Raw genomic sequence first — 26,440 nt, 5'->3', positions numbered from 1 at the left:
ACCCCGTGCCGGAGGGAGGCAGCGGCACGCCCGGGCCCCGGCCGGGGTTCAGTCCCTCGCGTATCCGCCGGGACCCGGCCCCTCGGTCAACCGGCGTGCGAGGCGTTCGATCTCCTCCCTGAGGCGCTCGCCGTGCGGGTCGTCGGCCAGCGCCGCGAGGCTGCCGCGTGCCCGTCCCAGCTCTCGCCGGGCCGCGGCCTCGTCTCCCAGCCGGGCGTGGTCGGAGGCGAGGCTGAGGTGCAGCGCGGGATAGAGCGAGCGCACCGCGCGGCGGTGTTCGGGCCAGCGGGCGCGCTCCCCGGTGAGCGCCTCGGCGGCCGAGAGGGCGCGCAGATCCCAGCGCAGTTCCTCGGCCGGGTCGTCCTGGGTGTCGGCGAGATAGTGGGCGATCGTGCAGCGGTGGAAGAGATGGCCGCTGTCCTCGGCCTCCGCCCAGAGCGCCGTGAGGCGGTTGCGTGCCTCCTCCCGGTCGCCGGCCCGGTGCAGCATGATCGCCTGCCCGATCCGCATCATCGTCGCGTCGTCCGCGCCGTGGGCGGGTTCCTGCTGGGACCTGGTCACGGGGCTCCTCCCGTCCGTCTGCCCTGGGTCGCGCCGGGCCCGCGCGGGCCCGGCCCCGCCGCCCGGTGCGTGCCGTGCGGGCACACCACGCACGCGGACGCCGTACGGCCGACGCTAACCGCCGCCGCCCGCGTCGCCCGGCAGGCGGGCGGGCCGCGTGCGAGGGGCGCCCGCCGCGCAGGTCAGCCCAGGTCGGGGATGCGCCAGTCGACGGGGGTGTGCCCCTGGGCCGCGATGGCCTCGTCGATCTGTGTGAAGGGCCGGGAGCCGAAGAATCTGCGCGCCGAGAGCGGAGAGGGGTGCGCCCCCTGCACGACCGCGTGCCGCTCCGTGTCGATGAGGGGCAGCTTCTTCTTCGCGTAGTTGCCCCACAGCACGAACACGGCCGGGTCGGGGCGTGCGGCGACGGCGCGGATCACGGCGTCGGTGAACTTCTCCCAGCCCTTGCCCTTGTGGGAGTTGGCCTCGCCACCGCGTACCGTCAGCACCGCGTTCAGCAGCAGTACGCCCTGCTCGGCCCACGGCATCAGATAGCCGTTGTCGGGGACGGGGTGGCCCAGCTCCTCGTGCATCTCCTTGTAGATGTTGCGTAGGGACGGCGGCGTCTTCACCCCGGGGCGCACGGAGAAGCACAGGCCGTGCCCCTGACCCGGCCCGTGGTACGGATCCTGGCCGAGGATCAGTACCTTGACCTCCTCGTACGGGGTGGCGTCCAGCGCGGCGAACACCTCCTCGCGGGGCGGGTACACCGGGTGGTGCCGCCGCTCCTCCTCCACGAACTCCGCCAGCTCCTTGAAGTAGGGCTTCTCGGTCTCCTCACCGAGAACCTCCTGCCAGGACCTCGGCAGCACTTCCTTCACGCGCTCCCCCTTCGGATGCGTTCCGCCTGCGCAGGCCCGCTGCCCACGCTTCGGCCACGACCGTACCGCCGCGCACCGACAGCCCGTTGCGGCCGGGTACCGGGGTGGAAGACCCGGGGCGGACGGGAACGAGGGGAGGGAGCGGCGCCGCCGCCGGCGGGTACCGGCGGCGGCCGTCCACCGTGGATCGCGGCTATTCGACGCCGGCGTTGAGGGCCAGTCCGCCGTCGACGACGAGGCTCTGGCCGGTGATCCAGCCGGCCGCGTCCGAGGTGAGGAACGTGGCCGCGCCGGCGATGTCCTCCGGCGCGCCCAGCCGCCCCATCGGGTAGCGGGCGGCGGCGTCCTCCTCGCGGCCCTCGTAGAGCGCGGTGGCGAACCTGGTCTTCACCACGGCCGGTACGAGGACGTTGACCCGTACCCGGGGCGCGAACTCGTGGGCGAGCTGCTGGGTGAGGTTGATCATGGCGGCCTTGCTCATGCCGTAGGCGCCGATGAACGGGGAGGCCGAAACCCCCGCGATGGAGGCCATGTTGAGGATCGAGCCGCCGTTCTCCTTCTGCCAGGCGGCCCAGGTGCGCTGGGCGAGGCCGAGCGCGGAGAGCACGTTCGTCTCGTACACCTTGCGGGCGACCCCGAGGTCGAGGTCGGCCATCGGCCCGAAGACGGGGTTGGTGCCCGCGTTGTTGACCAGGTGGTCGATACGGCCGTGGACCTCCATGATCCGGTCGACGACCGCGGCCTGGTGCTCCGGGTCGTGTGCCTTGCCGGGGACGGCCATCGCCCGGTCGGCGCCGAGCTGTTCGACGGCCGCCTTCAGCGCGTCCTCGTTGCGGCCGGTGATGCACACCCGGTCGCCCCGCGCGACCAGCGCCTCCGCGATCGCGTAGCCGATGCCCCGGCTGGCGCCCGTGACCAGCGCGACCCGGCCGCTGTCCGGCCGCTCGGCGGGCTGTTGCTGCTGCGTCATCTCGCTCACCCTCCTTCGCCGTGCGGTCAGTTGAGCGGTCCGCCGGCCACGTACAGCACCTGGCCCGAGACGAAACCGGCCTTCTCGTCGGTGAAGAAGGCGACGGCGTTGGCGATGTCCTCCGGCGCGCCCACCCGCTGGACGGGGATCTGGGTGGCGGCCGCCGCCTTGAAGTCGTCGAAGCCCATGCCGACGCGTTCGGCGGTGGCCGCCGTCATGTCGGTGGCGATGAAGCCGGGGGCGACGGCGTTGGCGGTGATGCCGAACTTGCCCAGCTCCTTGGCGAGGGTTTTGGTGAAGCCCTGCATACCGGCCTTGGCCGCGGCGTAGTTGACCTGCCCGCGGTTGCCCAGCGCGGAGGACGAGGAGAGGTTGACGATCCGGCCGTACCCGGCGTCCACCATGTGCTTCTGGCAGGCCCTCGACATCAGGAACGCGCCGCGCAGATGCACGTTCATGACCGTGTCCCAGTCGTCGTCGCTCATCTTGAACAGCAGGTTGTCGCGCAGGACGCCCGCGTTGTTGACGAGCACGAGGGGTGCGCCCAGCTCCTGGGTGACCCGGGCGACGGCGGCCTCCACCTGTGCGGAGTCGGAGACGTCGCAGCCCACGGCGAGCGCCGTGCCACCGTGCTCGGTGATGGTGGCGACGGTCTGCGCGCAGGCGCTCTCGTCGAGATCGAGAACGGCGACGGCGTGCCCCTCGGCCGCCAGGCGGACGGCCGTGGCGGCGCCGATGCCCCGGGCTGCCCCGGTGACGATCGCGACTCGCTGCTCGGTGGTCGACATGCTGGTCTCTCCTCGCGCCTCAAGTGGGTGAGCAACCGCTTAGTACCTACGGCAGACGTGACGCTATGAGGCGGGCAACGCCCTGTCAACGGTGGCCCTGCGGGCTCCACTTCCCGGTCTGCGCAGGGCGGGACTCAGCGCACGAGCAGGTCGAGCAGCCGCTCGACCTCCGCCTCCGGATCGACGGTCAGCCCGCTGTGCACCGGCCCGGGCTGCACGACGGTGCTGCGCGGCGCCACCAGCCACCGGAACCGGCGCCCCGCGTCCTCCCCGGCCGCCTGTCCTGCCGCCACTCCCCCGGCGCAGGTGCCCTCGACGGCACGCAGCGCGGCACGGACCCCGCGCACATCCGCCGACGGGTCGAGGGCGTACAGCCGGTCCTCGTCCAGGTGGGTACGCGCGGCCAGGAAGGACCGCGCGCGGCAGTAGACCACGACTCCGGCGTTCATCAGCTCGCCCCGCTCGATGTGCGGGACGACACGCAGCAGCGCGTACTCGAAGACGTCGAGGTCGCTGCGGGCGCCCGGCGCCACTCGGCTCGTCGTCACTTGGCCTCGTCCTTCCCGGTGAGCCAGCCCGGCGCCTGCGAGGGCCGGTCCTTGCTCGGTTCGCCCAGTGTGATCCGCTCGTGCAGGGTGGCCGCGCGCGGGGCCAGCGCCTCGGTGTACGCGGCACGCACCTCGTCCGGGCTCGCGAACCCGGGCTCGTCGGCCAGCCACTCGTCGGGGATCTGCGCGGCGCACTCGGCGAGGAGCCCGGGCGTCACCAGGGGCGCGAGCTGCTCGGCTGCCGCGGCGACATCGGGGGCGAAGGGGGCCAGGGCGTGGTCCGAGGCGTCGTACGGACGCTCCGCCGCCTTCCCCGCCGCCGGCCAGTTGTGGTGGAAGATCAACGTCGCACCGTGGTCGATCAGCCACAGATCGCCGTGCCAGACCAGCATGTTGGGGTTGCGCCAGGAACGGTCCACATTGCCCACGAGCGCGTCGAACCAGACGATCCGTCCGGCTTCCTCGGGCCCGACCTCGTAGGCGAGCGGATCGAAACCGAGCGCGCCCGGCAGGAAATCCATACCGAGGTTCAGGCCGCCGCTGGACTTGAGCAGTTCCTGCACCTCCTCGTCCGGCTCCGACCGGCCGATCACCGGATCGAGCCATATCCGGACCAGATCCGGCACCCGCAGCCCCAGCCTGCGGGCCAGTTCCCCGCACAGCACCTCGGCGACCAGCGTCTTGCGCCCCTGACCGGCGCCGGTGAACTTCATGACGTACGTCCCCAGATCGTCGGCCTCGACGATCCCGGGGAGCGAGCCACCCTCGCGCAGCGGGGTGACATAGCGGATGGCTGTGACTTCGGGCAGCATTCCCCAAGGCTATCCGGCCCGGTGGTCCGGGGGTCCGCTCGTCACGCGGCGTGACCCTCCACCGTGTGCGGCGGCCGACGCCGGGCCGGACGAAGGGCGTTGGCCGGAGCCGAGCGGCGCCCTGCCGCTTCCTCCCACCGTGCGGGTGCCATGGGCCGGTGTGCGACGCTGGGGCGATGTCCGAGATGGTGTCCGATGCTGCTGTCTCCGCCGAGCCGATAACGCCCGAGCCGGTGCGCCGGGTCGCAGGGCCGCTGCTCACCCAGTCCTGGCTCGATCTGTCCTTTCTGCACTGGGCCGTCGACCCGGCCGAGGTGGCGCCCCTGCTGCCGCGCGGGACCGTGCCGGACACCCACGACGGGCTCACCTACGTCGGTCTGGTGGCGTTCCGGATGTACCGGGTGGGCTGGTTCGGGCTGCCGGGTGTGCCCTACCTCGGCACCTTTCCCGAGACGAATGTGCGGCTGTACTCGGTGGACCGGCACGGCCGGCGCGGTGTGGTGTTCCGTTCGCTGGAGGCGTCGCGGCTGCTGCCGGTGGCCATCGCCCGGAGCGTCTTCCGGATGCCGTACATGTGGGCCCGGATGGCGATCCGCAGCGACGCCGGCACCGTCAGCTACACCAGCAGGCGCCGGTGGCCGGGCCCGCGCGGGGCGCGCTGCCGGCTCGCGGTGCGGGTCGGTGAGCGGATCGAGGAGCCGAGCGCACTCGAACTCTTCCTGACCGCCCGCTGGGGCATGCACAACGCCTTCTTCGGCCGCTCCGTCTATCTGCGCAACGTCCATCCGCGCTGGCCGCTGCACCGGGCCGAACTCCTGGAGTGCGACGAGGAGTTGGTGGCCGCGGCCGGTCTGCCGGCGCCGGCCGGGCCGCCGGTGAGCGTGCTGTACTCCCCCGGTGTGCCGGTCCGCTTCGGCCGGCCCGTCCGCCCCGCCGGGCTGCCCACCCCCTGACCGTGCCGTGCGGGCGGCGGGCGCGGCTCGGGCCCGGCGCGGCCTCCATGCCCCGGCCGGGACGGTCGGGCACGGCGGCCGGACGCCGGGTGCGGTCGTCAGCTGCGCTTGCGGAACTCCAGCTCGCCGAGGGCGACATGGCGGCCCTTGCCCGTGCCGGCCGCCGCCCGCACGACGAAGCGGACCTCGACGACGTCGGAAATACCCGTCCGTACGGTCTGCGGCCCCGGTTTGTCGTTCAGGGTGAGCTCCTTGGTGTGGCGGGTGCCGTCCTCCTCCCGGACGACGAGGTCGGCGCGCACGGGCCTGGCCTGTGCGCGGAACTCCGCCGGTTCCTTGGAGGCGCCGGTGTGCACCACCACGGCCACCAGCCGGAACGGCTGGGCGAACCGGCAGGAGACGGTGGCGCCCGGCGCGGGGGTGCCCCAGTAGGTGTTGGTCACCCCGTCGGTCGCGTCGCCGGCGGGGTGTCCCGGCACCTGCGCGTCGGCGGTGACCTTCACCGGGCTGATCTCGGCGGCGTCACCGAGCTTGTCCCGGATGTCCTCGACGGCGGTACGGCCGGCCGGAAACAGCAGGAAGCCGCCCGCGACGAGCCCGAGCACCGCGCCCAGGACGACGAGGCCCCGCACCAGCCGGCCGGAGCCGCCCCGCACCCGGCGCCGGAACGGCCACACCGTGCGCCACCACGGCAGCTTCGGCACGGGCTCGGCGGGGCGGAGCGGTGCCGCGCACCGGCGGCAGAACCGGCGCTCCGGAGAGTTCGGGGTCGCACAGGACGGGCAGGGCGGGCCGTCGGACCGGTCCTCCGCCACGGGGGTACGGGTCACCGGGCGCCGGGCGACGGGCTTGGCCGGCTGGACGGCGCCCACCGGACCGTCGTCGTCGCCGTCCTGCCGCTGCCCGGGTGCCCCGGCCGGCGGCACCCGGGGCGGCACGGGGGACGGTTCGGGCGGGCGCCGGGCCGGTCCCGTGCCGGGGCGCGGTGACGGACCCGGGGGCCGCGGCGCTCCGTCCGGTCCGGGCGGCCCGGACGCGGGGACGTCCGGGGCGGCGGCGTCCGGCGGCCGGGGCGGGGCGGCGTCCGGCGCCGGGGCGGAACCGCTCGCCCCGCGAGGAGAGGCGGGGGCGGGCGTGCCGCGAGGCGAGGCGGAGCCGCCGGCGGCAGAGGGAGCGCCGGAACCGCTCGCGGACGAGGGGGAGCCGGAATCCCTCGCGGAGGAAGGGGAGTCGGGGCCGTCGCCGGCCGGAGAGGAGGGAGGGGCGGGCGCGGCCGGAGGAGAGGCGGGGGCGGGGTCGGCCGGAGGGGAGGCGGGGGTGGTGGTGCCGCGGGACCAGCCCAGGTACGCACCGCAGTTGCCGCAGAAGTCGTCGGTCTCCCCGTTGGCCGTTCCGCAGGCCGGGCAGGAGCGCATGGTCAGTTCCCTCCGTCGGCGGGCGGGCCGGTCAGGATCTCGACGCGGCAGCTGAGATGGACGGGACAGGACGCGGTGACGAGGTCGAGCACCTCGCGCTCGTCCACGGGGCGGCCCTCCGCCGGGCGGACCCGCACCAGCAGTTCGCCGGAGGGTTCCGGGGGCAGCTCGGCGCCCGGCGTGGTCGACCAGGTCACCCCGCCGCCGTCGACGATCTCGGCGTGGACGCCCAGACAGAGCCGGAGCCGTTCGGCCAGGCCCCGTCGGGTGCCGCGCCACCGGTGCAGCTCCACGGCGCGCGCCACCAGCGTCCGCCGCAGTTCCTCGGGCATCCGCCCGGGCTCGACACCGACCCAGGTGGCCAGCCAGTCGACGAAGTCCGCGGGGGCGAGCCGGGGATCGAAGTAGGCGGGAAGGTTGTCCAGGGTGGCGAACACCGGGGCGAGGACGGTGTCCAGCCCGGCGGTGAACCGCTGCGCCAAGGCGTCGTCGGCGTACAGCGCGGGCAGCTGCTCACCGATCGGGTGCGGTGTGGGGAGTCCGGGTATCGCCGCGCGGGTCATCCGGCGTCCTCCGGTGCGCCGGCGGCGGTGACGACGACCTGGTGCCGGTAGGAGAAGACGAGCGCGTCGGGCGCCACGTCGATCCGCTGGGCCGGGGAGCCGCGTCGCCCGGTGATGGGATCGGCGGGGAACAGCAGCACCTCCTCGACCAGGACGGCGTCGGCGACGCCCTGGAGCACGGCGAAGACCTCCCCGTACTGCACGGCGCGGCCGAAGGGCCAACCGGTGTGCTGGGAGCCGCCGTCCAGCGGGTCGAGATGGCGGAAGAGGGCGTCGGTCGCCTCCTCGCGCACCCGGTCCACGTCCCCGGGTGCGGCGACGAGCCGGGCAACGACCGTGACCCCCTGGTAGGCGGGGGGTTCGACGACGAGCCGGGTGCCGAGGAGCCGTCGTTCGTCGAGCTGTGCGGCGATCGCGGAGAGCACCTGCTCGGAGGGGATCAGCTGCTCGAACCGCAGCCGGTCCCCGTCGTCGGCGACCGCGTCGGGCACGACCAGGACGCGCACGGCACCGGCCTCCCCGGCGCGGGCCGGCAGGCAGCACACCCGGCGGACCGAGGGCGCGGCCTGCCGGGCGATCCGCTCGTGGTCCTCGGCGGTGACCGCCCGCTCCTGCATCCGGAGCATGTGCGGCGCCCGCAGCTTCGCGTTCTCCACGGTCTCGCCGTCGACGCCGCCGCGCGCCGCCTCCCGGTTGTCCACCCTGGCGACGTACGGAACCGAGCTGCGCAGCACCGAGATCGCGCCGCGCGCGACATTGCCGGCGGCGCCGCCTCCGGTGCGGTAGCGCGGCACCCGGAGGCGGGCGCCCTTGGGGGGCACGGCGCCGTAGGTGCGCAGCGTGCCGTCCTGTTCGCGTACCGCGGGCGGGAAGGCGAACTCGCCGTGTGCGGCGTCGATCACGACGTGCCGGTCGCCGGGCGCGGAGGCGCCGAAGTGCTCGACGGGCGTCCAGGTCTGCCAGCCCTCGCCGGACGACACCTCCACGACGGGCGGCGCGCCGTCGAGCAGCACCGGGGGCCTGCTGAGCGTGAAGCGCTGGCCCGGGATCCCTTCGGAGACGCCCAGGGGGACGTCGTGCACGGTTTCGGCGTGCTCGACCGTCGCGGTGCCGCCGACGGTGAACACCTCGGCCTCCCGGACCGTCGGCGACTCCGAGTAGAACGGCTGGCCGCGCTCCGGCGGGGTGACCCGGCAGCGCAGCCAGCCGGCGCGGACACCGGCGACGACGGAGGCCGTGTGCGCCGCCGGGACGAACACCACCACCTCGCCGGGCCGGTTGAGGCCGCCGGTGGTGTCGGACGCGGTCTCGCACCCGGCCCACCGGGCGCCGTCCCATGCCTCCCACACCAGCGGCGGATGGCGCGGGTCGACGCCGACTCCCTCGACCCTGCTGTCGAGCCGCACCACGACGACGCAGCGCGGCACGGCCGTCGGCAGCCCGAACAGCAGCGCGTCCCCCGCCGCCGGCTGCGCCTGGAAGCAGGGGACGTCCGCGCCCTCGGCGAGGGTGCCCGTGCGGTCCGTCTGCTCCCCGGAGGCGGGGGAGGTCACCAGCCGGGTCAACTCGCTGGGGACGATGGGCAGTTCCTCGGTGGTGGAGAAGACCACCACGTCCTCGGCCTCGCCCCGCGAGGGCGCCGCCACCTCCGTTCCGGCGGGGAGCAGCACCGTCTCGGGCTGCGGCGCCGACAGCCAGAAGTCGACCTCGCCGGTGGCCGCCGTGGGCGGGAAGAGCCGCACCCCCAACAGGTCGAGAAAGGCGGCGTAGTTCTTCTCGGGCACCCGGTTGAGGCGGTAGAGGAGCTGGTCGACCATGTAGGCGAAGGTCTCGATGAGGGTGACGCCCGGGTCGGAGACGTTGTGATCGGTCCACTCCGGCGCGCGCTGCTGCACATAGCGCTTCGCCTCGTCGACGAGCTGCTGGAACCGCCGGTCGTCCAGATGGGGTGAGGGCAGCGCCATCAGCGCACCCCCGTGTCCCGCGCGGACGGGTCCGCCTCCGGTGCCGAGGGGATCGAGTAGAAGGGGAACACCAGATTGCGCCGGTCGTTGGTGGCCCGCACGGTGTAGCGCACATCGATGTAGAGGGTGCCGTCGTCGACGGCGTCGAACGCGACGGTCACATCGGTGACCTCGATGCGCGGCTCCCAGCGGTCGAGCGCCACCCGGACCTCCTCGGCGATCCGCCCGGCGGTGGCCCCGTCCGTCGGGTCGAAGACGTGGTCGTGGATGCCGCAGCCGAACTCGGGCCGCATCGGCCGCTCGCCGGGCGCCGTGCCCAGCACCAGCCGGATCGCCTCCGCGATCTCCCGGTCGCGCTCGACCATGCCGATGCCGCCGGTCGGCCCGACGCGCAGCGGAAAGGCCCAGCCGCGCCCGATGAACCGGTCGCTCACAGCGGCCCCCCGATCAGCACGGTGGGTGCCCCGCTCACCACTCTCGCCCCGCACGCGGTGGGGTTGCGCACACACGCCGCGGGCAGTCCGCCGATCAGCACCTGGCCGGTGAGGGCGGTCGCGGGGTCGGGCAACAGGACGTTCGCCGGCCCGAGTTCGGCGTGCGGCGCGCAGGTGACCATGCTTCCGACGACGGCGGCGGGCCGGCCGGCGACGAGGACGGTGGAGACGCGGGGCATGCTGCCGGGCGGCGGGGTGCCGATGACGCCGCCGTCGGACGTGGCGTCTCCGGTGCGGGCTGCGGGGGGCATCGTGGTGACTCTCCTTGCTCCGGTGGGGCACAGGGACGGTGCGCCGCGGGGCGTACCGTCGCAACGATCGGTCGGGGCGGTCCGGTCGGCCGCGCTTCGGTCGGAAAGGACGGGCGGAAAATCGGGGGAAAGGTCGGGCGGAAAATCGGGGGAAAGGTCGGGCGGTGCGGGGCGGTCGGTCGTGCGTCGGTCGGGGCGGTGCGGTCGGTCGTGCGTCGACGGCGGGCAGGGGAGCGTCAGTTGAGGCGGATGAGTTTGGCCTTGAGCGTGGCCAGCAGCCCGCCGTCGAGCGAGAGCCGCGAGGTGCCGTCGACGGTGACGGCGCGCCCCTTCACCCGGACCTCTCCGGTGCCCGCGTCGAGGGTGATGCCGGACTGCGACAGCGTCAGGGAGCTGAGGGAACGGGCCCCGCTCCGGTCCGACACGTTGAGGGCGATCTCGCCGCGCCGCTCGTCCAGGGTGACCGTCAGCCGCTTGTCGCCGCTGGCCAGCCGGACGCCGGAGACGCCCCGCGGGGTGTCGAGCAGCTCCAGCCGGTGGCCCTTGCGCGAGACCAGCGAGCGGCGGTTGACCTTGCCGCTGGTGCGGTCGACGAGCGGCACCTCGTGCGGTGACGGCTTGTCGACCCCGTTGTACAGCCCGCCGAGCACATACGGGTGGTCGAGCAGCCCCTGCTCGAAGCCGACCAGCACCTCGTCGTTGACCTCGGGGCTGAAGACACCGCCGCCGCCCTTCCCGCCCCACTGGACGGTACGCACCCAGTCCGTCACATACGCGTCGTCCAGCCACGGGAACGTCAGCCGCACCCAGCCGCGTTGGCCGCCGGCGGCCTCACGGATGTCGGTGACCACGCCGATGGCGAGGCCGGGCATGCGCGGGCCGCGGGCCGGGGCGGCCGCACCGGCGGTCAGCCCGGCGAGCGAGCGGTCCGGGGTGGCGCTCACCGACACCGTGGTCCGGTATCCGCCGTGCGGTTCGAGGACGTGCCGCGCCGCGGTCGCCGTGTAGCGGCCGGAGAAGTCGGCGCCCACGTTGCCCAGGGCGACGGCCCGGCCGGCACGCAGCCGGGGATCGCCCTCGGCGACCGCCTCGACCTCGCCGAACCCCGAACTCACCGCGTCCGCCAGGGAGTCGGCGACGGCGGCGGCCTCGGCCTGGGTGCGGTAGGGCGTGTCGGCGACGGTCGTCCGGGCGGTGGCGCCGAACGCCCTGCTCGCCTCCGAGGGGTTCATACCGGGGCGCACGGTGTCGCTGCGCACCGACGGCTGCCGCGCCGTCAACGGCCGTTTGGTCTCCACGTTCCAGCCGCGGACCTCCACGCGGGCCGCGCCTTCGGAGCCGGTGAGGGCGGCGCGCAGTGCGAGCAGGTTGCGGCCGTACTGGAGGACGAGCGGGCTGCTGGTGGCGGGGGTGGACGGTGCGGGCGCCGAGGCGGCGCGCTCCGGGCGGACGAACTCCAGCCGTTCCTTGTCGTCCATCCGTACCTGTGCGCCGCTCTCGCCCGCGAGCTGCTGGAGGAACTCCCAGTCCGAGACGTTGGCCTGGGACAGCTGCTTGTGGGTGACCCGCGCCGCCTCGACCCGCCCGACGGCCAGTCCGGCGCCCGCGGCGACCTTGCGGACGATGGCCGCGGTCGTCATGTTGCGGTAGGCCACCACCTTCCGGCCGCGCTGGAGCCGGTGCAGCCGGGAGAGCGCCCGCACGACGGTGAACGAACCGGTGGTGTCGCTGTCCAGCTCGACGGCGGTCACCTCCCCGCTGAACAGCTGTTCCCTGGCGTTCCCCTGGGCCGTGACCACGGACACCTTCAGCCGGGTGCCGAGGGTGACGCCGGTGGCGGCGAGCAGTTCGTGGTCCGGGTCGCGGTAGGTCAGCACGGCGGCGTCGGGCAGCCCGACGTTCTCGTCGACGACACAGCTGACCAGCTGGGTCACCCAGTGCCGCGGCAGTTCGCCGGGCATCTCGACGACCGGGTCGGCGGCGAAGGCGCGCCCGCCGCGGGCCTGCGGAGTGCTCATGTCTCCTCCCCCGCCGGGTCCGCCGTGCCGGGTACGACCAGCTCCGTACCGGGCGTGAGCACCATCGGGTCGTCGATGTCGTTCGCCTCGGCGATGGTGCGCCAGGCGGTGGGGTCGCCGTACTCCCGCCAGGCCAGCAGCGGCAGGCTGTCCCCGGCGACCACCCGGTGCGTGCTGCGGGCCTCGCGCGCGCCCGAGGTGGGGTTCTGGCCGGGCGGGTCGACGCTCGCCTCCTCGATGCTGAGGCTGCACGTGGCCCGCAGCGGCGTCCCGTCGACGTCGAACAGCGTGTAGGAGACGGACAGATCGCTGAGCACGCCGTCGAACGAGGTCGTCTTCGACGTTCCCCAGTCGAAGCGCACCCAGGGGCTCGCCGGCTTCTTGCGGGCCAGGCTGGCGCGCGTGGGCACACACGCCGTCATCAGCTGCCGCACCGCCTTCTCGACCGAGTTGTCGTGTGCGGCCGTCGCGTCGAGGAAGACGTCCAGGGACAGCGAGCGCGGCCCGCTGCCGACGAACTCCGGCAGCGCGGACTGCCCCGCCATGCGCGACGGGGTGCGGCGCCACTCGGTCCGCTTGCTCAGGGCGAGCGTCGCGGGGTTGAACTGGAGCGACAGCCGCGCGAGGGTGCCGCCGGGCCGGGCGCCGACGGCCGCGGGCGGTTCCATGATGGTCAACCGAGCGCGCGCACGGCTCTTCCGGGATGCGGATGGCACAGGGCTCCTCCTTCCGGTCCGCTCCGGGGTGCGGGGGACGCGACGGGCGCGCGGGCCGCGATGAGCGCGGTGGACGCGACGGGCGCGCGGGGTCTTCCGGGGCCGCTCCCGTACCGGGTCATGACGGCCGCAGCCCCTCGTGTGCGATCTCCAGCGTCTCGACCGCCGGTTGGGAGCTGGCCGGGTCGAACGAGGGCCCCTGCCAGCGCACCGGAACGATGCCGAGGACCTGCCAGCCGACGATGCGCCCCAGATCGGGGCGCAGGGCGACGATCTCGCCGTCCTTCGGCTCGACCCGGGTGAGGATCTCGTCGAGCCACTTCGCGATCTTCGCCGTGTCCTTGGTGACCGGGCGGCTCAGCGTGATGTTCGTCCAGGTGATCCGGCCCGGGAGCTGCCAGGCGAAGCCGTTGTTGCCGCCCTCCGCGTAGGTCTCCATCTCCACCTCGGCACCGAGCCCGGAGCAGGTGTGGAACGCCCCCAGATCGTTGCCGCCGATGGCGAGCGTGAAGAAGACGCTCGTCGCGAAGATGCTGTCCGTCGCCATCCCTGCCTCTCCCCTGCCTCTCCCTGTCTCTCTCCGTACCGCGCTGTGCCGGCCCGGTGGCGCCCCGGTGGCGCCCCGATGCCGCCCGGCCGCCGGTTCCGCCGGCCCGTTCGTCCGCCGGGCCACCGGGCCGCCGCCGTCCGCCGGAGGTGCCGGCGGTCAGCGTCGGCCGCCGTACAGCCGCCCGGCGCGTTCCCGGTCGCGCCGCAGCTCGGCGCGCAGCAGCCGGCCGACCGGCTCGATCAGGCGCCGGGCCAGTTCCTCGATGTCGGTACCGCCCGCACCGCCCGCGCCCCCGGAGCCCCGCTGGTGGGCGTCCGGCTCGGACCCCGGCGGACGGCCGGCGGACGGGTGCGGCGCCGGCGCGGGAACCGGCGTCGCGGGCACCCCGGACAGCCCTGCCTCGGCCATCCGCTGCACCGCCAGGGCCCGTGCGTCGGTGCCGGGCCCCGGGCGGTCGGCGCCGGGCGCACGCCCGGATTCCGTTGCGCGGCCCGGCTGTTGCGCCACCGGGTGCGGGCTGCCGTGCGTTTCCGCCGGGGCGCGCTGGACGGCCCGCACGGGCAGGTCCGTCGTGGCGGGCCCGGCGACGGTGTCCGGCGCCGGGATTCCCGCGAAGGTTCCCGCGGCGGACGCGAACGGGGCGCGGGGCGGGGGCCGTTCCGGTGCGGGTGCGCGCGGAGCGGCCGGGGGCGCCGGTGCGACGGCCGTCCCGGGTACGGCAGGTACAGCGGGTACAGCGGATCCAGCGGATCCAGCGGATACGGCGCCGGCGGTGGCTGCGGGCCGGGCCGGCGGGGCGGGGCGTACGACGGGGACGGGCGGCGGCGCCGAAGCGGAACCGGCATCTCCGGTCGGTCCTGCCCCTGCGGAGCGGGGCGCCCGCTGGACGACGGACGCGGACGGTCCGGGGCGGCCGGGAAGCGTGCCCGGTGCGGTGCTCCCCCCGCCGGAGGCCGTCGGGTGCGGATGAGCGGCCGACGGTGGCGGGCCGGGGACGGTCGGCTGACCGGCAACGGTGCGGCGCTGCACCGCCGTCGCGCCCTCCACGGGGTGCACGGCCGCCCGGGCGCCGGGCATCGGGAGCCGGGCGCCCGGCGGGGTGCCGTCCGGCGTGCCACGGGTTCCGGCCGGGGAGCCGCCCGAACCGGCGGAGTGGTTCGCGTGCCCCGTGCTCCCGGCAGCGGATGCTCCCGTGTTCCCGGAGGCGGACGCGTCGGGGTGCGCGGCGTCGGCGCCGTGCGCACGGGACGGCCGGCGAGCGGCGCGCGACCGTGCGGAGGACGGGTCGCCGTGGCGGCCCGGCGCGGCCCGGCGCGAGGAGGCCGCACCGTCGGCGGACCCCGCCGCCGGTGCACCGCGCACCGCGCGCTGCACCGGCAGCGGCGCGCTGTCCCCGGCGGGCTCGGGACCGGCGGACTCCGTACGGCGCCAGGCGAGCGGCACGACGAGCGGCGGGCCCTGCGGAGGAACCGGCGCGGAAGCCGAGAACGCCTCCGGCCGGGCGGAGTTGAGCGCGAGGGACCGCTCGCCGAGCAGTGCCCTGGCCGGCCGCGCCGACGGTCCCGGGGGCGCGGGCAGCGGCACCGGCGCGGGCCTCCGCCCGGGCGCCTGCACGGGGGCGGAGGGCGTGCCCGGGGTCGCCGCACGCCCCTGTCCCCGGCCGCCGGGCCCGCCCGGTGTGGCGCCGGGTCCCGCCGGGGACGCGGGGGCGCCTGCCGGGTTCCCCGCCCCCGCCCGGGAAGGACCGCCGCCGGGCCGCCCGGCACCGGAGGGACGGCCGGAGAGCCCACCGGAGGACCGCTGCCCGGCCGGACCGGTCGACGGGGCCGCGCCGTCGGCTGCACTGCGCTGGACCGGGGCCCGGCGGGCGGCAGACGATGCCGGGCCGGGTGTGGTCGCGGTGGACGGCAGCGAGGGCAGCGGCGCACCGATGCCCGCCCGACGCGGCCGGGGCCCGCTTCCCCCGGAGCCCGGTGGCTCGCCTTCGGCTCCGGGCGCGGTGGGCCGCCGGTCCCGGGACACCTCGTTCGCACGGGTGTCCCCCGCCCGGGACGGCCCGGCTCCGGCGGTCCTGCCACCGGCCCCGGGCGTCCGCCCCGCAGGTTCCTGCGGCTTCGGCTGCGGGGCATCGCCCGTCTCCGGGGCCTTCTGTACGGACGCCGTGGTGTCCCGGCCCACCACGGGCAGCGGGGCGGACGGCTCCGGAGCGGAGGGGCCGCCGGCGCCGGACGCGGGTGCCGGTACGGCGCCGGGAGGCAGCGCGCCCAACGGCGCGCCCAGACCGGGCCGCACCCGGCGCGGCCCACCGGCCCCGTCCGCGGCCCCCTCCGCGATCCCGTCCCGGGGCTCGTTCCCGTGCCCGTCCCCCGGCGTGGGCCGTACGGCTCCGTCCACGGTGGCGCGCTGGACGGACGGCTCCGCTCCCCCGGTCCCGCCCGGTGGTGGGGCGTCCGCCGGTCGCCGTCCGGCGGCCTCCGGGAGGGGATCGCCGTGGGCCGTGGCGGCGCGCCCCGCCCGGGAGCCGGGCGAGGAGTCGTCGGGGTCCTGCGCACCGTCCGGCCGGAGGGCGACGAGTGTCCGCAGCGGCACGGCCGGGCGCCGGGCCACGATCAGCGAGGGCCCGGTGCGGACGGGACGCACAGCGGCAGGCCGTACCGCCCGCGAACCGCCCGCCGTCCCGGAGCTCGCGCTCCCCGAACCCGCCGCCCCGGGGCCCGAGTTCCCGGAGCCCGCGTTCCCGAGGCCCTGGCGGCCGGAGCCCGGTGTACCGAACTCGCGCGGCCCGGCGCCCCGGTCGGCAGAGCCCGTCGCCCCGGAACCGTGCCCCCGACCCGAACCCCCGGCATCCGCACCCTGGTTGGTGGAGCCCGTCGTCCCGGACCCGTGGCGGCCGGAGTGGTCAGGGCGACCGGAGTATCCGGAGCGGCCGGAGCCGTGGGTGCCTGTACCTGTGCCCGTGCCCGTCGCTCCGGCGCCCCGGGAGCCCTGGCCGGAACCTGTGACGCCGGAACCCTGGTGCCCGGAACGGGAGGAACCGGATCCTGTATGGCCGGAGCCGGAACCCGGGGAAGCAGACCCCGGGGAGCCCGATCCGGGGCTTCGGGAAGCGGTGGTGGCCCCGGTGCGCCGGGCGCCGGACCCCGCACCGGGCCCCGATGTGCGCCCCTGCCCCGGCGTACGGCCCGACCCCGACACGCCCGCGCCCCCGGAGCCGGGCTCAACCACCGCACGCTGCACAACCGTTGCGGGCTCCGTCCCCTGCGCGGCGGTGGTGTCCGGGCCCGGGGCGGGGCGCACGGCGCGCAGGAGCAGTGGTGTGCTCCGGGGTGATGCGGGGCGCGGCGGTGTGGCGCTCGGCGGTACCGGCCGGGCGACGCCGTGCAGCAGGCCGGGGGGCGCGGAGGGCAGCACCGCGTGGCCGAGCCCGGTACCGAACCGGGGGTTCTGCCAGGAGGCCAGCGAGGACCGGAAGCGCAGGCCGTCGCTGACGCCGAGGGCGCCGGACGAGAGCGTCGTGGACGGCGGGGCCACCCGCCGCCATCCTCCGTCCCAGCCGTCGACGGCGGCCGGGGGCGCACCACCGGACACCGCACGCTCCCCGGCGGGCTCCGCACGCACTCCACGCTCTTCCCGCGCCTGGTGAACTCCGCGCGCCTCGCGGACTCCACGGTCCGGGCGAGCCCCACGCGCCTCGCGCGCCTCGCGCGCCGGCGCTGCCGCCGCCCCGCTGCGCCGCCGTCTCCGAAAAAGGAACCCCACCTGATCAACCGCCTTCGTTCACACGGGTGTTGATCCGCGCGATCTCCCGCACCCACTGCTGACGCTCCGCGTGGGTGAGGTCGAGGATGTCCTCGCGCTGCCAATGGAAGTGGTAGGCGACGTACGCGATCTCCTCCCGGAGCCTGGGGAGGGCGTACGTCACGATTCCCCCAGGCGCCCACCGGACAGGTCCACCTCGAACGAGCCCTGGCACAGGGGGCAGGTCACGGCGGCGTGCGTGTGGCCCTCGCTGTTGATGCGGCGGTAGAAGTCCTGGAGGAACGCGACGTCCGTGGCGTACATCCGCTCGACGACTCCGGCGTGCACATCGGTGACGGTGCCCAGCCGGGTGATGACCTGGCTCAGCAGCACCACACCGAGGTAGGCCGGGTTCTCCTTCACGCGCAGGTCGATCTGCGGCCGCAGTTCGTCCCGCGCGGTGGCCAGCCGCATGGCGCCGGTGCGGTGCACGGTGCCGTCGTCGTCGACGTATCCGCGCGGCAGCTCGAAGGTGAACTCGGTGCCCGGCGTGGGCCCTCGGCCGCCCGCCGGCGCCTCCGCCGCGGGGGACGGCGCCGGTTGCGGGAGGGCGGACGGTGCGGCCTCGTGCGGTGCGTCGCGCTGCCCGGACGGCGCGGTGGCCTCCAGGAACTCTTCGAGGTTGCTGGTGGAGACCTTCCTGCGTTTCATTCGACCACGATCTCCTCGAAGGTGATCGTCACGCTCTCGGTCGCGGCGCTGGACTCGCCGGCCTTGAGGGACGGTCCTTCCCATTTGCTCGCCCAGCCCTGCATCAGCTGGATACGGCGGATCGTCTCGCCCGTGGAGTCCTTGATCTCGATCGTGAGGTTCTGCCGCGCGGTGTCGACGGCGCCGTTGTTCAGCGTCTCCTTGATCCACTTGGTGAATTCGCTGCTCTTGTCGAGGCCGCGGGTGATGGTCACCTCGCCCGACTGCCGGGCGCCGGGCTGCTTGCGGATGATCTGCTTGCCGTCGGAGGAGACCTGGCGGACCTCGACGACCTCCTCCTCCACGGTCAGACCGCTGACCTCCTGGATGGATTCGACGAGATAGCCGCCCAGTTGCACGCCGAACACATGGGTGGAAAGAGCGTCGCCCTCAGCCATGGATGCTTGTCACCTTTCCCGGTACCGGACCCTGCGGGTCACTCGTTGACGAGGCTCGTGCTGTCGGAGAACTGGGCCAGCCGGAAGACCACGAACTCGGCGGGCTTCACGGGCGCCACCCCGATCTCGCACACGACCTGACCCAGGTCGATCGACTCGGGCGGGTTGTTGTCGCGGTCGCACTTCACATAGAAGGCTTCGGCGGCCGTGCTGCCGAACAGCGCGCCACGGCGCCACTCCTCGGTGAGGAAGGCGGTGATGTTGCGCCGGATGCTCGACCAGAGCCGGTCGTCGTTCGGCTCGAACACCACCCACTGGGTGCCCAACAGGATGGACTCCTCCAGGTAGTTGAAGAGCCGGCGGACGTTGAGGTAGCGCCAGGCCGGGTCGGAGGAGAGCGTCCGGGCGCCCCAGATGCGGATGCCCCGGCCGGGAAAGGCCCGGATGCAGTTGACGCCGATGGGGTTGAGGAGGTCCTGTTCGCCCTTGCTCAGCCGGATCTCCAGATCCACGGCGCCGCGCACGACCTCGTTGGCGGGCGCCTTGTGCACGCCGCGTTCGCCGTCGCTGCGGGCCCATACCCCGGCGGCGTGCCCGCTCGGCGGGACGAGGGTGTTGCGGCCGGTGGCCGGGTCGAACACCTTGATCCAGGGGTAGTAGAGGGCGGCGTAGCGGGAGTCGAAGGCGGCCTCGTCGTTGCGCCAGGTGCGGACCCGCTGTGCGTTCATACCGGGCGGTGCGTCCAGGACGGCCACCCGGTCGCCCATCTGCTCGCAGTGCGAAAGGACCGCGAGCTGCACGGTCTTGACACCCTCGGCGTCGAGGTCGCCGCGCAGATGGGCGCTCATCAGGTCCGGCACCGCGACCATCGTGATCTCGTCGACCGTCTCCAGGCCGGCGAAGCCGGTGCGGGCGGCGGCGTCGCCGACGTACTCGCTCGCGTCCAGCCGTACCGGGCCGTCGGGGACCGCACCGCCCGCCGTGGACGTTCCCGCGGGTTCGGCGGGCGGTGCGGGGGCCAGGGCGAGGCGCTGCTTCTCGGGCCGGGTCTGGGGTGCGCCGGACTGCTCGGTGATCTCGACGTACTTCGACTCCCGTGCCTGGGTGACGAGATAGCTCTTGACGTTCTTGCGGACCGAGGCGTCGTAGGTCTCGACGGCCTTGTCGCCCAGCCGGACCACCAGCCGGAACCGGTCCTCCGGCGGGTTGTCCCCCTCCGGGTCGGCGACCTCGACCGAGACCGTCCCCTCGACACCGGGCCGCACCGACACCAGGAAGCCGCCGAGCGCCGTGGGCGCGGGGACGGGGGCGACGGCGGGCGCCGTGGTGCCGCCGCCTCCGGCGCCGGGTGCGTCCTCGGCGGGTCCGCCGATACGGACGACGTAGGCGGTGCCGCCGCCGTTGGCGAAGTAGCCGTACACCGCGTGTGCGAGGTAGGTGCCGTCCGTGAAGCCGCCGAAGACCTGGGTGTACTGGTCCCAGTTGGTGACGAGGGTCGGCCGGTGGAACGGGCCCGACTCCGCGAACCCGACGAAGGCGGCGACCGCGGTGCCCACACCTTCGATGGGCCGGGCTCCGGACTGCACCTCCTCCACGTAGACGCCCGGGGTGAGGTACGACGGCATGCTCGCTCCCATCAGGTGGGCCACTGGGTCGCTGCCGAGTCTCGTCCGGCGGCGGACGCGGGCAGTAGGCCCCAGGGTCCCGGCGGCGGGGCAGACATGCTGCCTTCCGGGGCAGTTGGTGCTGCTGCGCACGGCAGCGGGTCAGCCGTCCCGTCCCGCGCCGCCCCGCACGTCCGGCAGCCACGGCTCGAACTCGCCCTCGACGACGAGCCGTCCGAGCTTGCGGTACTCCTGGAGCACGGCGGAGGCGATCTGGGCCATCCCCAGCGGCCGGCCCGACTCCGCCGCGAGGTAGGCGGCGGTCACCGCGCAGGCGCGGATGGAGCCGCCGGACAGCTCGAACCGGCGGGCGCACAGCTCCAGATCGAGTGCGGCGTCGCGGGGCAGGCGCGTGCCGAGGCAGGTGTTCCACAGGGCGAGCCGCTGCTGCTCGCCGGGCAGCGGGAACTCCGCGATCACATCCAGGCGCCGGGTGAACGCCTCGTCCAGGTTGGAGCGCAGATTCGTGGTGAGCACGGCGATGCCGTCGAAGGACTCCATGCGCTGGAGGAGATAGGCGGATTCGATGTTGGCGTGGCGGTCGTGCGCGTCCTTGACCTGGGAGCGTCTGCCGAAGATGGCGTCGGCCTCGTCGAAGAGCAGCACGGCGTTCACCTCGGACGCCTCGGCGAAGATCCGTTCGAGGTTCTTCTCGGTCTCGCCGACGTACTTGTCGACGACCGTGGACAGGTCCACCACGTACAGATCCAGGCCGAGGTCGGCGGCGACCACCTCGGCCGACATGGTCTTGCCCGTACCGGACTCCCCGGCGAACAGCGCGATGACGCCGCGTCCGCGTCCCCCGCCGGGCCGCATCCCCCACTGGCCGAGCACCTGTTCGCGGTGGCGGGCGCGCAGGGACAGCTCCCGCAGCTGCCGCAGCGCGGTGTCGGGCAGCACCAGGTCGTCCCACCCGACGGCGGGTTCGATACGGCGGGCGAGCAGTTCGAGAGCCGCGCCGTTCTGCGCGCGGACGGCGGCACGCACATGGTGCGCGGACACCGGCCGCCCGTCCACGGCGGCCGTGCGGACGGCGACGTCGGCGGCCCTGCGGACCTGTGCGGCGCCGAGCCGGCAGGAGGCGGCGACCTCGCTCAGCGTGTGCGCGTCCGGCGTCCGCACGGCCGCGCCCGGCGCACCCAGCACGCCGGCCGCTTCGGCGAGCGCCCGCTGCCACTGTGCGGCCCGGACGCGCACCGGGGCCGGGCCGACGACGAAGGGCACCGGGCTCTCCCGCGACCACAGCGGATCCCAGCCCGTTCTGCCGTGCAGGACGAGCGGCACACCGGCGGCCGCGGCGCACAGCTCGTGCAGCAGCCGGGCCCGCTCCGGCCGCCCGGGCTCCAGCAGATCCACCGGCCCCAGCACGATGCCGCTCGCCCCGAGGCCCGCCTCCGTGGTCAGTGCGCGCCGTACCCGGGCCGGGTCGGGTGCGGCGAGGAGGCCGGCGAGGTCCACGACGAGGGCGCGCCTGCCGGTGGCGGTGAGCGCGTCGACGGCGACCGACGCGGCGTCCCCGCCCTTCTCCCGCAGATAGACGGGCCCGCCGCCGGTGGCCACGGCGTCCGCCACCCGCCGGGTCAGCTCCGGACCGGCGGCGGCGTCGACGGCGGCATCGGCGTCGGTGTCCGTACCGGTGTCGGTCCCGGTGGCGCTGTCGGTGCCGTCGGTGGCGTGGCCGTCGGCTCCCTGCCCGGTGAAGGCACCGGTGAAGGCTCCGGTGACGGGCTCGGCCCCGGTCCCGGTCGCGCCCCCGTCCTCGGTCGCGGCGGCGGGTTCCTGACGGACGAGGCCCAGCAGGCGGGCGTCGAGCGCGTCGTCGCCGAGCAGATGGGCCGTCACCCGGTCGGGTACCCGCAACACCCGGGTGAGCAGCGGGCGTTCGGCCTCGGTGATCTCCACCAGCCCGCGGGCGACGAGCGGCGCGGCCGGGGCGAGCCGGAAGCGTCCGGGCCCCGCCGGGTGCAGACCGCACAGCTGGAGGGCGAGGCCGACGGTGGGCCGGCGCCGGGTCAGATCGTCGTTGAGGTAGCCGTAGAGCGGCTCGAACCGGGCGTCGAGATCGGGGGCCATGGCGACGAGGAGCAGCTCGGTGTCGAGGGCGTCGAGCGCGTGTCCCGCGGCCAGCCGGCCGAGCCGGGTCGCGGCCGGCGGCGGGGGCAGGTGCGCGGCGTCCACGGCGGCGGCCAGGGCGTCGGGCGGGGACGCCAGGAGGTCCTCGGCGGCCTCCGGGGTGAGGTACTGGCCCCGGTAGGGGTCGTCGGGCTGCGGGTCGACGGCCCGGCGGTCGGCCACCGCCCGTCGCACGCGCTGTTCGACGCGGGCGAGCCCGGCCCACAGGGCGTCGTCCGGCACGGGAGCCGTGCGCGAGGGGCCCGGGTCCGAGAGCTCCTTCAGGCGCACCGTCATCGGGGGTGTCCCCGGCGTCGGCGGCGGGCCGGGACGCGGCGTTCGCGGGGAGCGGCGAAGCCGTCGGGGCCGGGGTCGGCCCTGTCCTCGTACCGCAGCCGGCGGCCGGTACCGGCGGGCCGGCCCTCGCTCTGCTGGGCGGAGCGCAGCACGAGGCCCTCGGTGACCGGCGGGCCGGTGCGGGTCCGGTCGCCGGCGAGCGGTGCGCTGACCCGTACGTCCACGGAGGCCTTCAGCTCACCGCCGAGCGCCGACCACACCTCGGCGGCCGAGGGCCCCTGCCCGCCGCCGCCCGCCGTCTCGATGCCGACGGCCAGGCCGAGTGCGGCGAGGGAGCCGGTGCACAGCTCGGCGGGCAGCACCTCGGTGCCGGCCAGACAGGTCAGCACCTGGGACAGCAGCCGGTGTTCGTCCTGCGGGCGGCTCGTCCAGGCGGTGACGAGGTAGGTCAGGGCGAACCAGCGCGGCGGGGTGCGCCGGCCGACGCACACGCCGTGCTCGTCGTACTCCGGTGCCGTGCCGCTCTCCCGGCGCGCGGGGTCCTCGCGGATGTCGTAGAGGAAGACGCTGACGGTCGGTGCGTTGCGCCGGGCCGCCCAGTCCTTGGTGGGCGCGTCGAAGACCAACTCGACGCCGCTCTCCTGGAGTCCGGAGCCCGCCAGCAGCGCCCGCAGGGCCTCGTCGACTTCGTGGATCACCGGCGTGCCACCTCGTCGGGCGGTGCGACGCTGCCGTTGACGACCAGGAACCGGGTGGTGACCGGGCTGAAGCCGGGTCCCCTGGCGGTGATGGTGCGCGGCCCCGTCTGGTCCTTGGCGAGGATCAGCAGCTGGGCGATGAAGGTCCCGTCGGCGCCGGGGACCGTCGGCGCTGCCGCCGCGGTGATCCCCGGCTTCCAGCTGAGCCGCACCCGGGCTCCCGGCGGGAAGTCCTTGCCGCGCACGGAGGTGACGAACCCGGGTTTGCCGACCTTCGGCACGGCGACGATCCGGGGCTGGAGTATCCGCAGCCGTTCCCTGGCCACGTTGTCGCCCGGGTCGGCGTCGGTGCCGCTGGTGGTGAGCTTCGCGGTGATCGTGGCCCGGAGCGCCTTGTCCGGGGAGAGCACCACGCGGACGACGGTGGAGGCGCCCGGCGCCAGGTCACCGAGCGCGCACTCCCCCGCCGAGCAGCCGGCGGGCAGCGGCCCGGCCGGGACGGTGGCGGGCAGTCCCAGGCGCAGCCGCAGCCCGGTCGCCAGCGCGTTGCGCCCGTTGCGCACCGTGTACGTCACCACGACGCGGCCGCCCACGTAGCCCGGGTCGGGCTGGGCGTCGACCGTCACACCGGGCCCGGCCGACGGCGCGGGCGGCGCCGGCGGTGGCGACGGCGGCGGTGCGGAGGGCGGTGGCGAGGTCTGCGGAGGCGACGGGGTGGGGCCCGGGGACGGCGGCGGGGTCGCCGGCTCGACGGGCACCACGGTGCGTGCCGCGTTGTCGTCCGGCCGGGGATCGACGACCGCTCCGCCGACGGACCAGCCGACGGGCTGGTCGCCGGGCGTCACACCGGTCAGCCGCGCGGTGATCCGTACCTCGGCGCCGGGCGCGAGCACCCCGAGATCGCACCGCAGGGCCGACAGCGAGCACCGGCCCTCGTCCGTGCTGAGCCGGTCCAGGCGCACACCGGCGGGCACGGCGACGGTGAGCCGGGTGCCCGGCGCGTGCGCGGGCCCGTTGTTGGTCACGGTCGCCGTGACGGAGCCGGAGCTGTCCACCTCGATCGGGGGCGCGGTGGCCGGGGCGTCCACCGCCAGATCGACGGACTGCTGGTAGGCGGGCTCCTTCTGCCGTCCGGGGAGCCGGTGGTCGAGCGGGGTCACGCGCCCGGTGCCGGGTTCCAGGACGGACAGCGCCTCGGGCGAGTGCCCGTCCACCGTGCGGCGTGCGGTGAAGACCAGCCGGCTGCCGTCCGGTGACCACGCCACGTCGCGCGGCTGGAACGGGCCGGTCTGCGAGGTGTCCGGCAGAGCGCGGCGGCAGGCGTCCGCGTCGTCGCCCGCGGCGGCGGGCAGCAGGACCCGGCAGCCGTCGCCGTCCACCGGGGCGAGCAGGATGCCGTTGCGTTCGTTGACGCGGCCGCCGCCGTCCTTGCGGTTGAACGCCACGTTCCCGCCGTCCGGGGAGAACGCCGGGCTGTCGTCGATCACTTCGCAGCGGCCGGGGCACATCCGCGCGCTCAGGTCCCGCTGTCGGTCGAGCGCGTCGGCGGGCGCCGTCCACACATGTTTGTTGCCGCCGTGGCCGTCGATCACCTGGGTGCGGGTGAACGCCAGCGTGGAGCCGTCCGATGACCACGCGGGCTGGGCGTCGGCGCTGTCGGTCCGTCCCGGGGGCGGGACGATCCGGTCGACGATCCGGCCGGTGGCGACGTCGGCGATCAGGATGCGTCCCTTCCCCGCGTCCGGCCCGGTGCCGCCGGGCGAACTCCTGGTGAAGGCGAGGAGCTTGCCGTCGGGTGAGAAGGCCGGGTCGGTGTCCCAGACGTCGGGTCCGCGGCCGTCGAGCGGCAGTTCACGGGGGCGGGAGCCGTCGGCTTCGGTCAGCCAGATGCGTTCGGTCCGCCCGGCCTCGGAGTCGAGGAAGCGGGTGACGACGATCTGCCGGCCGTCCGGGGTGTAGCTCTGCCGCTCCGTCCACGGGTCGTACCCCTCGGCGGGCTGGAAGAGCGGGTCGGTTCCGTCCTCGGTGCCGGTGGAGGCGGCGGGGTCCTCCTTGAGGACGGAGAGGCCGAGGTCGCGCGGGTCGGCCCCGTCCTGCCGCATGTCCTGGAGCGTGGCGTGGTACCGGGTCTCGGCGCTGGTGCGGGTGACGACGGCCGTGCCGTCCGGTGTGGAGCCCAGCCAGGTCGGTGAGTCGACGTTGCGGTCCTCGCTCAGCACCAGCTCGGGGTAGCCGGTTTCGTGCGCCCGGGTCCGGTAGACGTTGTCGAAGCCCGTGACGCAGCCGCACGCCTCGTTGGGGCTGAGGAAGAGCAGTTGCTCGCCGTCCGGGAGCCAGGCGGCCGAGCGGGTCCGCCAGCCGGCCTGTTCCCCGTCCAGGAGGGGCTCGTCGGTGCCGTCGCCGTCGGTCACCCGCAGCCGGGGGCCGTTCCCGTCGCCCTCGTCGAGGGTGTAGGCCACCAGCGACCGGTGCGCGGGGTCGTCCACGGGGTTCCACTCCGGTTCGGTGGCGTCGCCGGCGGGCCCGTCGCTGATGCGCTGCGCCGGCCCGCCGGACAGGGCCCGGGTGTAGATCTGTTTGCCGCGGAGGGGGTCGGCGTCGCTGGAGTAGGCGATCCGGGTGCCGTCCGGGGAGAACGTCGGCGAGGTCTCGTCGGCGGGGGTGTCGGTCAGCCGGCGCGCGCCCGAACCGTCGGTGCCGACCTGCCACAGATCGCGCTGGGTTCCGCCGGGGCCGGGCTCGGCCGAGTCGAACACCACGGATCTGCCGTCGGGGGCGAGCGCGGGATGCCCCGCGTCCCTGCCGGTGGTCAACTTCCGTACGGAGCCGTCGGTTCCGCGCAGATAGACCTGCGGTTTCGGGCTGTCGCGCAGGCTGGTGAACACCAGCAGGCCGCCGCGTGCCGAGGACTGCTGGTCGAAGTGGGCGGGGCCGGAGCCGAAGAGTGCCACGCTCTTCGCCTCCGACCCCGGGGCGCCGTCGACCCGGCCCATGCTGCGGTGTTCCGTCCCCGCGAAGACGATCCGGCCCGGGGCCGCCTCCGGTGCGTCCGGCCCGGGCGCGGCGGCGGCGGAGCCGGCCCCCGGGCCGGTGACGGCGGTGAGCAGCGAGGCCAGCAGCACCAGGACGGCCGCAGGTCCGCCCCACCGGGAACGTCCCGCCGGGCCCACAGTGCCGGTCACGGCCCACCTCGCAGTCGCCGGAAGTGTGTTCCGGACGAGCCTTGCCGTGCCCGGCGGGCGGCGCCAGGCCCCGAGTACCCGTGCCGGGGGAAGACGCCGCTGTGCTTTCGGGCAACCGCGCGGGTGCCCGGTACCCGG

The 26,440-nt window shown here is 75.2% G+C and carries 23 protein-coding genes; 1 reads left to right on the top strand and 22 read right to left on the bottom strand.

The genetic code is table 11. From position 1 onward, the window contains the following. Window positions 1-48 precede the first annotated feature (48 nt). The 6 genes from SCA03_RS03605 to SCA03_RS03580 all read right to left on the bottom strand — a co-directional run bounded on the left by SCA03_RS03605 (window position 49) and on the right by SCA03_RS03580 (window position 4,539). Window positions 49-561 (bottom strand): hypothetical protein, encoded by a 513-nt coding sequence (locus SCA03_RS03605; protein ID WP_030884499.1) that lies wholly within the window; start codon window positions 559-561, stop codon window positions 49-51. A gap of 182 nt (window positions 562-743) precedes the next feature. Beyond that, entirely contained in the window at window positions 744-1,421 is a 678-nt protein-coding gene (locus tag SCA03_RS03600) for a uracil-DNA glycosylase (protein ID WP_030888104.1), read from the bottom strand. A 193-nt stretch (window positions 1,422-1,614) separates the two neighbouring features. After that, window positions 1,615-2,391, bottom strand: a complete 777-nt coding sequence (locus tag SCA03_RS03595) for an SDR family oxidoreductase (protein WP_030884495.1) — start codon at window positions 2,389-2,391, stop codon at window positions 1,615-1,617. 26 nt (window positions 2,392-2,417) lie between these two features. Further along, window positions 2,418-3,179: a 3-oxoacyl-ACP reductase FabG gene (fabG, locus tag SCA03_RS03590; protein WP_030884493.1), complete on the bottom strand. Its 762-nt coding sequence runs from the start codon at window positions 3,177-3,179 to the stop codon at window positions 2,418-2,420. Window positions 3,180-3,313: 134 nt separating this feature from the next. Next, window positions 3,314-3,727 carry a DUF3037 domain-containing protein gene (locus SCA03_RS03585; protein WP_230988471.1) on the bottom strand — a complete coding sequence of 138 codons (414 nt, stop codon included), beginning with the start codon at window positions 3,725-3,727 and terminating at the stop codon, window positions 3,314-3,316. Continuing rightward, window positions 3,724-4,539, bottom strand: coding sequence for a HipA family kinase (locus SCA03_RS03580; RefSeq protein ID WP_030884488.1), 816 nt, complete (start codon window positions 4,537-4,539; stop codon window positions 3,724-3,726). The genes SCA03_RS03585 and SCA03_RS03580 overlap by 4 nt, the downstream gene beginning before the upstream one ends. 185 nt (window positions 4,540-4,724) lie before the next feature. Here SCA03_RS03580 and SCA03_RS03575 point away from each other — a divergent pair, with 185 nt between their 5' ends. Then, a complete protein-coding gene (locus tag SCA03_RS03575) occupies window positions 4,725-5,492 on the top strand; it encodes a YqjF family protein (protein ID WP_030884487.1) in 768 nt (255 codons plus the stop codon). Window positions 5,493-5,590: 98 nt separating this feature from the next. Here the strand turns inward: SCA03_RS03575 and SCA03_RS35925 are convergent, their stop codons facing one another. The 16 genes from SCA03_RS35925 to SCA03_RS03500 form a co-directional block, all read right to left on the bottom strand. After that, entirely contained in the window at window positions 5,591-6,196 is a 606-nt protein-coding gene (locus SCA03_RS35925) for an NADase-type glycan-binding domain-containing protein (RefSeq protein ID WP_230988500.1), read from the bottom strand. 713 nt (window positions 6,197-6,909) lie between these two features. Then, window positions 6,910-7,470, bottom strand: a complete 561-nt coding sequence (locus SCA03_RS03565; protein ID WP_030884482.1) for a phage tail protein — start codon at window positions 7,468-7,470, stop codon at window positions 6,910-6,912. Next, a complete protein-coding gene (locus SCA03_RS03560) occupies window positions 7,467-9,434 on the bottom strand; it encodes a putative baseplate assembly protein (RefSeq protein WP_086818310.1) in 1,968 nt (655 codons plus the stop codon). The genes SCA03_RS03565 and SCA03_RS03560 overlap by 4 nt, the downstream gene beginning before the upstream one ends. Further along, window positions 9,434-9,868 carry a GPW/gp25 family protein gene (locus SCA03_RS03555; protein ID WP_030884477.1) on the bottom strand — a complete coding sequence of 145 codons (435 nt, stop codon included), beginning with the start codon at window positions 9,866-9,868 and terminating at the stop codon, window positions 9,434-9,436. The genes SCA03_RS03560 and SCA03_RS03555 overlap by 1 nt, the downstream gene beginning before the upstream one ends. Beyond that, entirely contained in the window at window positions 9,865-10,179 is a 315-nt protein-coding gene (locus tag SCA03_RS03550; RefSeq protein ID WP_030884474.1) for a PAAR domain-containing protein, read from the bottom strand. Before SCA03_RS03550 ends, SCA03_RS03555 begins: the two co-directional genes overlap by 4 nt. Before the next feature lie 236 nt (window positions 10,180-10,415). Next, window positions 10,416-12,197, bottom strand: coding sequence for a VgrG-related protein (locus SCA03_RS03545; RefSeq protein WP_086818311.1), 1,782 nt, complete (start codon window positions 12,195-12,197; stop codon window positions 10,416-10,418). Further along, complete coding sequence (locus SCA03_RS03540) at window positions 12,194-12,865, bottom strand: CIS tube protein (RefSeq protein WP_051845884.1); 672 nt, start codon at window positions 12,863-12,865, stop codon at window positions 12,194-12,196. Before SCA03_RS03540 ends, SCA03_RS03545 begins: the two co-directional genes overlap by 4 nt. A gap of 166 nt (window positions 12,866-13,031) precedes the next feature. Further along, window positions 13,032-13,460 carry a phage tail protein gene (locus SCA03_RS03535; RefSeq protein WP_086818312.1) on the bottom strand — a complete coding sequence of 143 codons (429 nt, stop codon included), beginning with the start codon at window positions 13,458-13,460 and terminating at the stop codon, window positions 13,032-13,034. Window positions 13,461-13,619: 159 nt separating this feature from the next. Beyond that, on the bottom strand, window positions 13,620-13,871 hold the full coding sequence (locus tag SCA03_RS03530; protein WP_141275197.1) for a hypothetical protein: 252 nt from the start codon (window positions 13,869-13,871) through the stop codon (window positions 13,620-13,622). Window positions 13,872-17,226: 3,355 nt separating this feature from the next. Further along, window positions 17,227-17,385, bottom strand: coding sequence for a DUF6760 family protein (locus SCA03_RS34955; RefSeq protein WP_018492281.1), 159 nt, complete (start codon window positions 17,383-17,385; stop codon window positions 17,227-17,229). Continuing rightward, window positions 17,382-17,912, bottom strand: a complete 531-nt coding sequence (locus SCA03_RS03525; protein WP_030889724.1) for a hypothetical protein — start codon at window positions 17,910-17,912, stop codon at window positions 17,382-17,384. Before SCA03_RS03525 ends, SCA03_RS34955 begins: the two co-directional genes overlap by 4 nt. Further along, window positions 17,909-18,349 carry a phage tail protein gene (locus tag SCA03_RS03520; RefSeq protein WP_030884459.1) on the bottom strand — a complete coding sequence of 147 codons (441 nt, stop codon included), beginning with the start codon at window positions 18,347-18,349 and terminating at the stop codon, window positions 17,909-17,911. The genes SCA03_RS03525 and SCA03_RS03520 overlap by 4 nt, the downstream gene beginning before the upstream one ends. Before the next feature lie 38 nt (window positions 18,350-18,387). Further along, window positions 18,388-19,974, bottom strand: a complete 1,587-nt coding sequence (locus SCA03_RS03515; protein WP_086815365.1) for a phage tail sheath family protein — start codon at window positions 19,972-19,974, stop codon at window positions 18,388-18,390. A 141-nt stretch (window positions 19,975-20,115) separates the two neighbouring features. Continuing rightward, window positions 20,116-22,422 carry an ATP-binding protein gene (locus SCA03_RS03510; protein ID WP_086815363.1) on the bottom strand — a complete coding sequence of 769 codons (2,307 nt, stop codon included), beginning with the start codon at window positions 22,420-22,422 and terminating at the stop codon, window positions 20,116-20,118. Beyond that, window positions 22,419-23,120, bottom strand: a complete 702-nt coding sequence (locus SCA03_RS03505; RefSeq protein ID WP_030884445.1) for a Pvc16 family protein — start codon at window positions 23,118-23,120, stop codon at window positions 22,419-22,421. Before SCA03_RS03505 ends, SCA03_RS03510 begins: the two co-directional genes overlap by 4 nt. Further along, window positions 23,117-26,302 carry a DUF11 domain-containing protein gene (locus SCA03_RS03500; protein ID WP_141275196.1) on the bottom strand — a complete coding sequence of 1,062 codons (3,186 nt, stop codon included), beginning with the start codon at window positions 26,300-26,302 and terminating at the stop codon, window positions 23,117-23,119. Before SCA03_RS03500 ends, SCA03_RS03505 begins: the two co-directional genes overlap by 4 nt. Window positions 26,303-26,440 lie beyond the last annotated feature (138 nt).

This window comes from Streptomyces cacaoi, from assembly GCF_006539165.1.
Lineage (GTDB): Bacteria > Actinomycetota > Actinomycetes > Streptomycetales > Streptomycetaceae > Streptomyces > Streptomyces cacaoi.
Note: the sequence above shows the minus strand (reverse complement) of the source record. Positions and strands in the feature narration are given on the sequence as shown.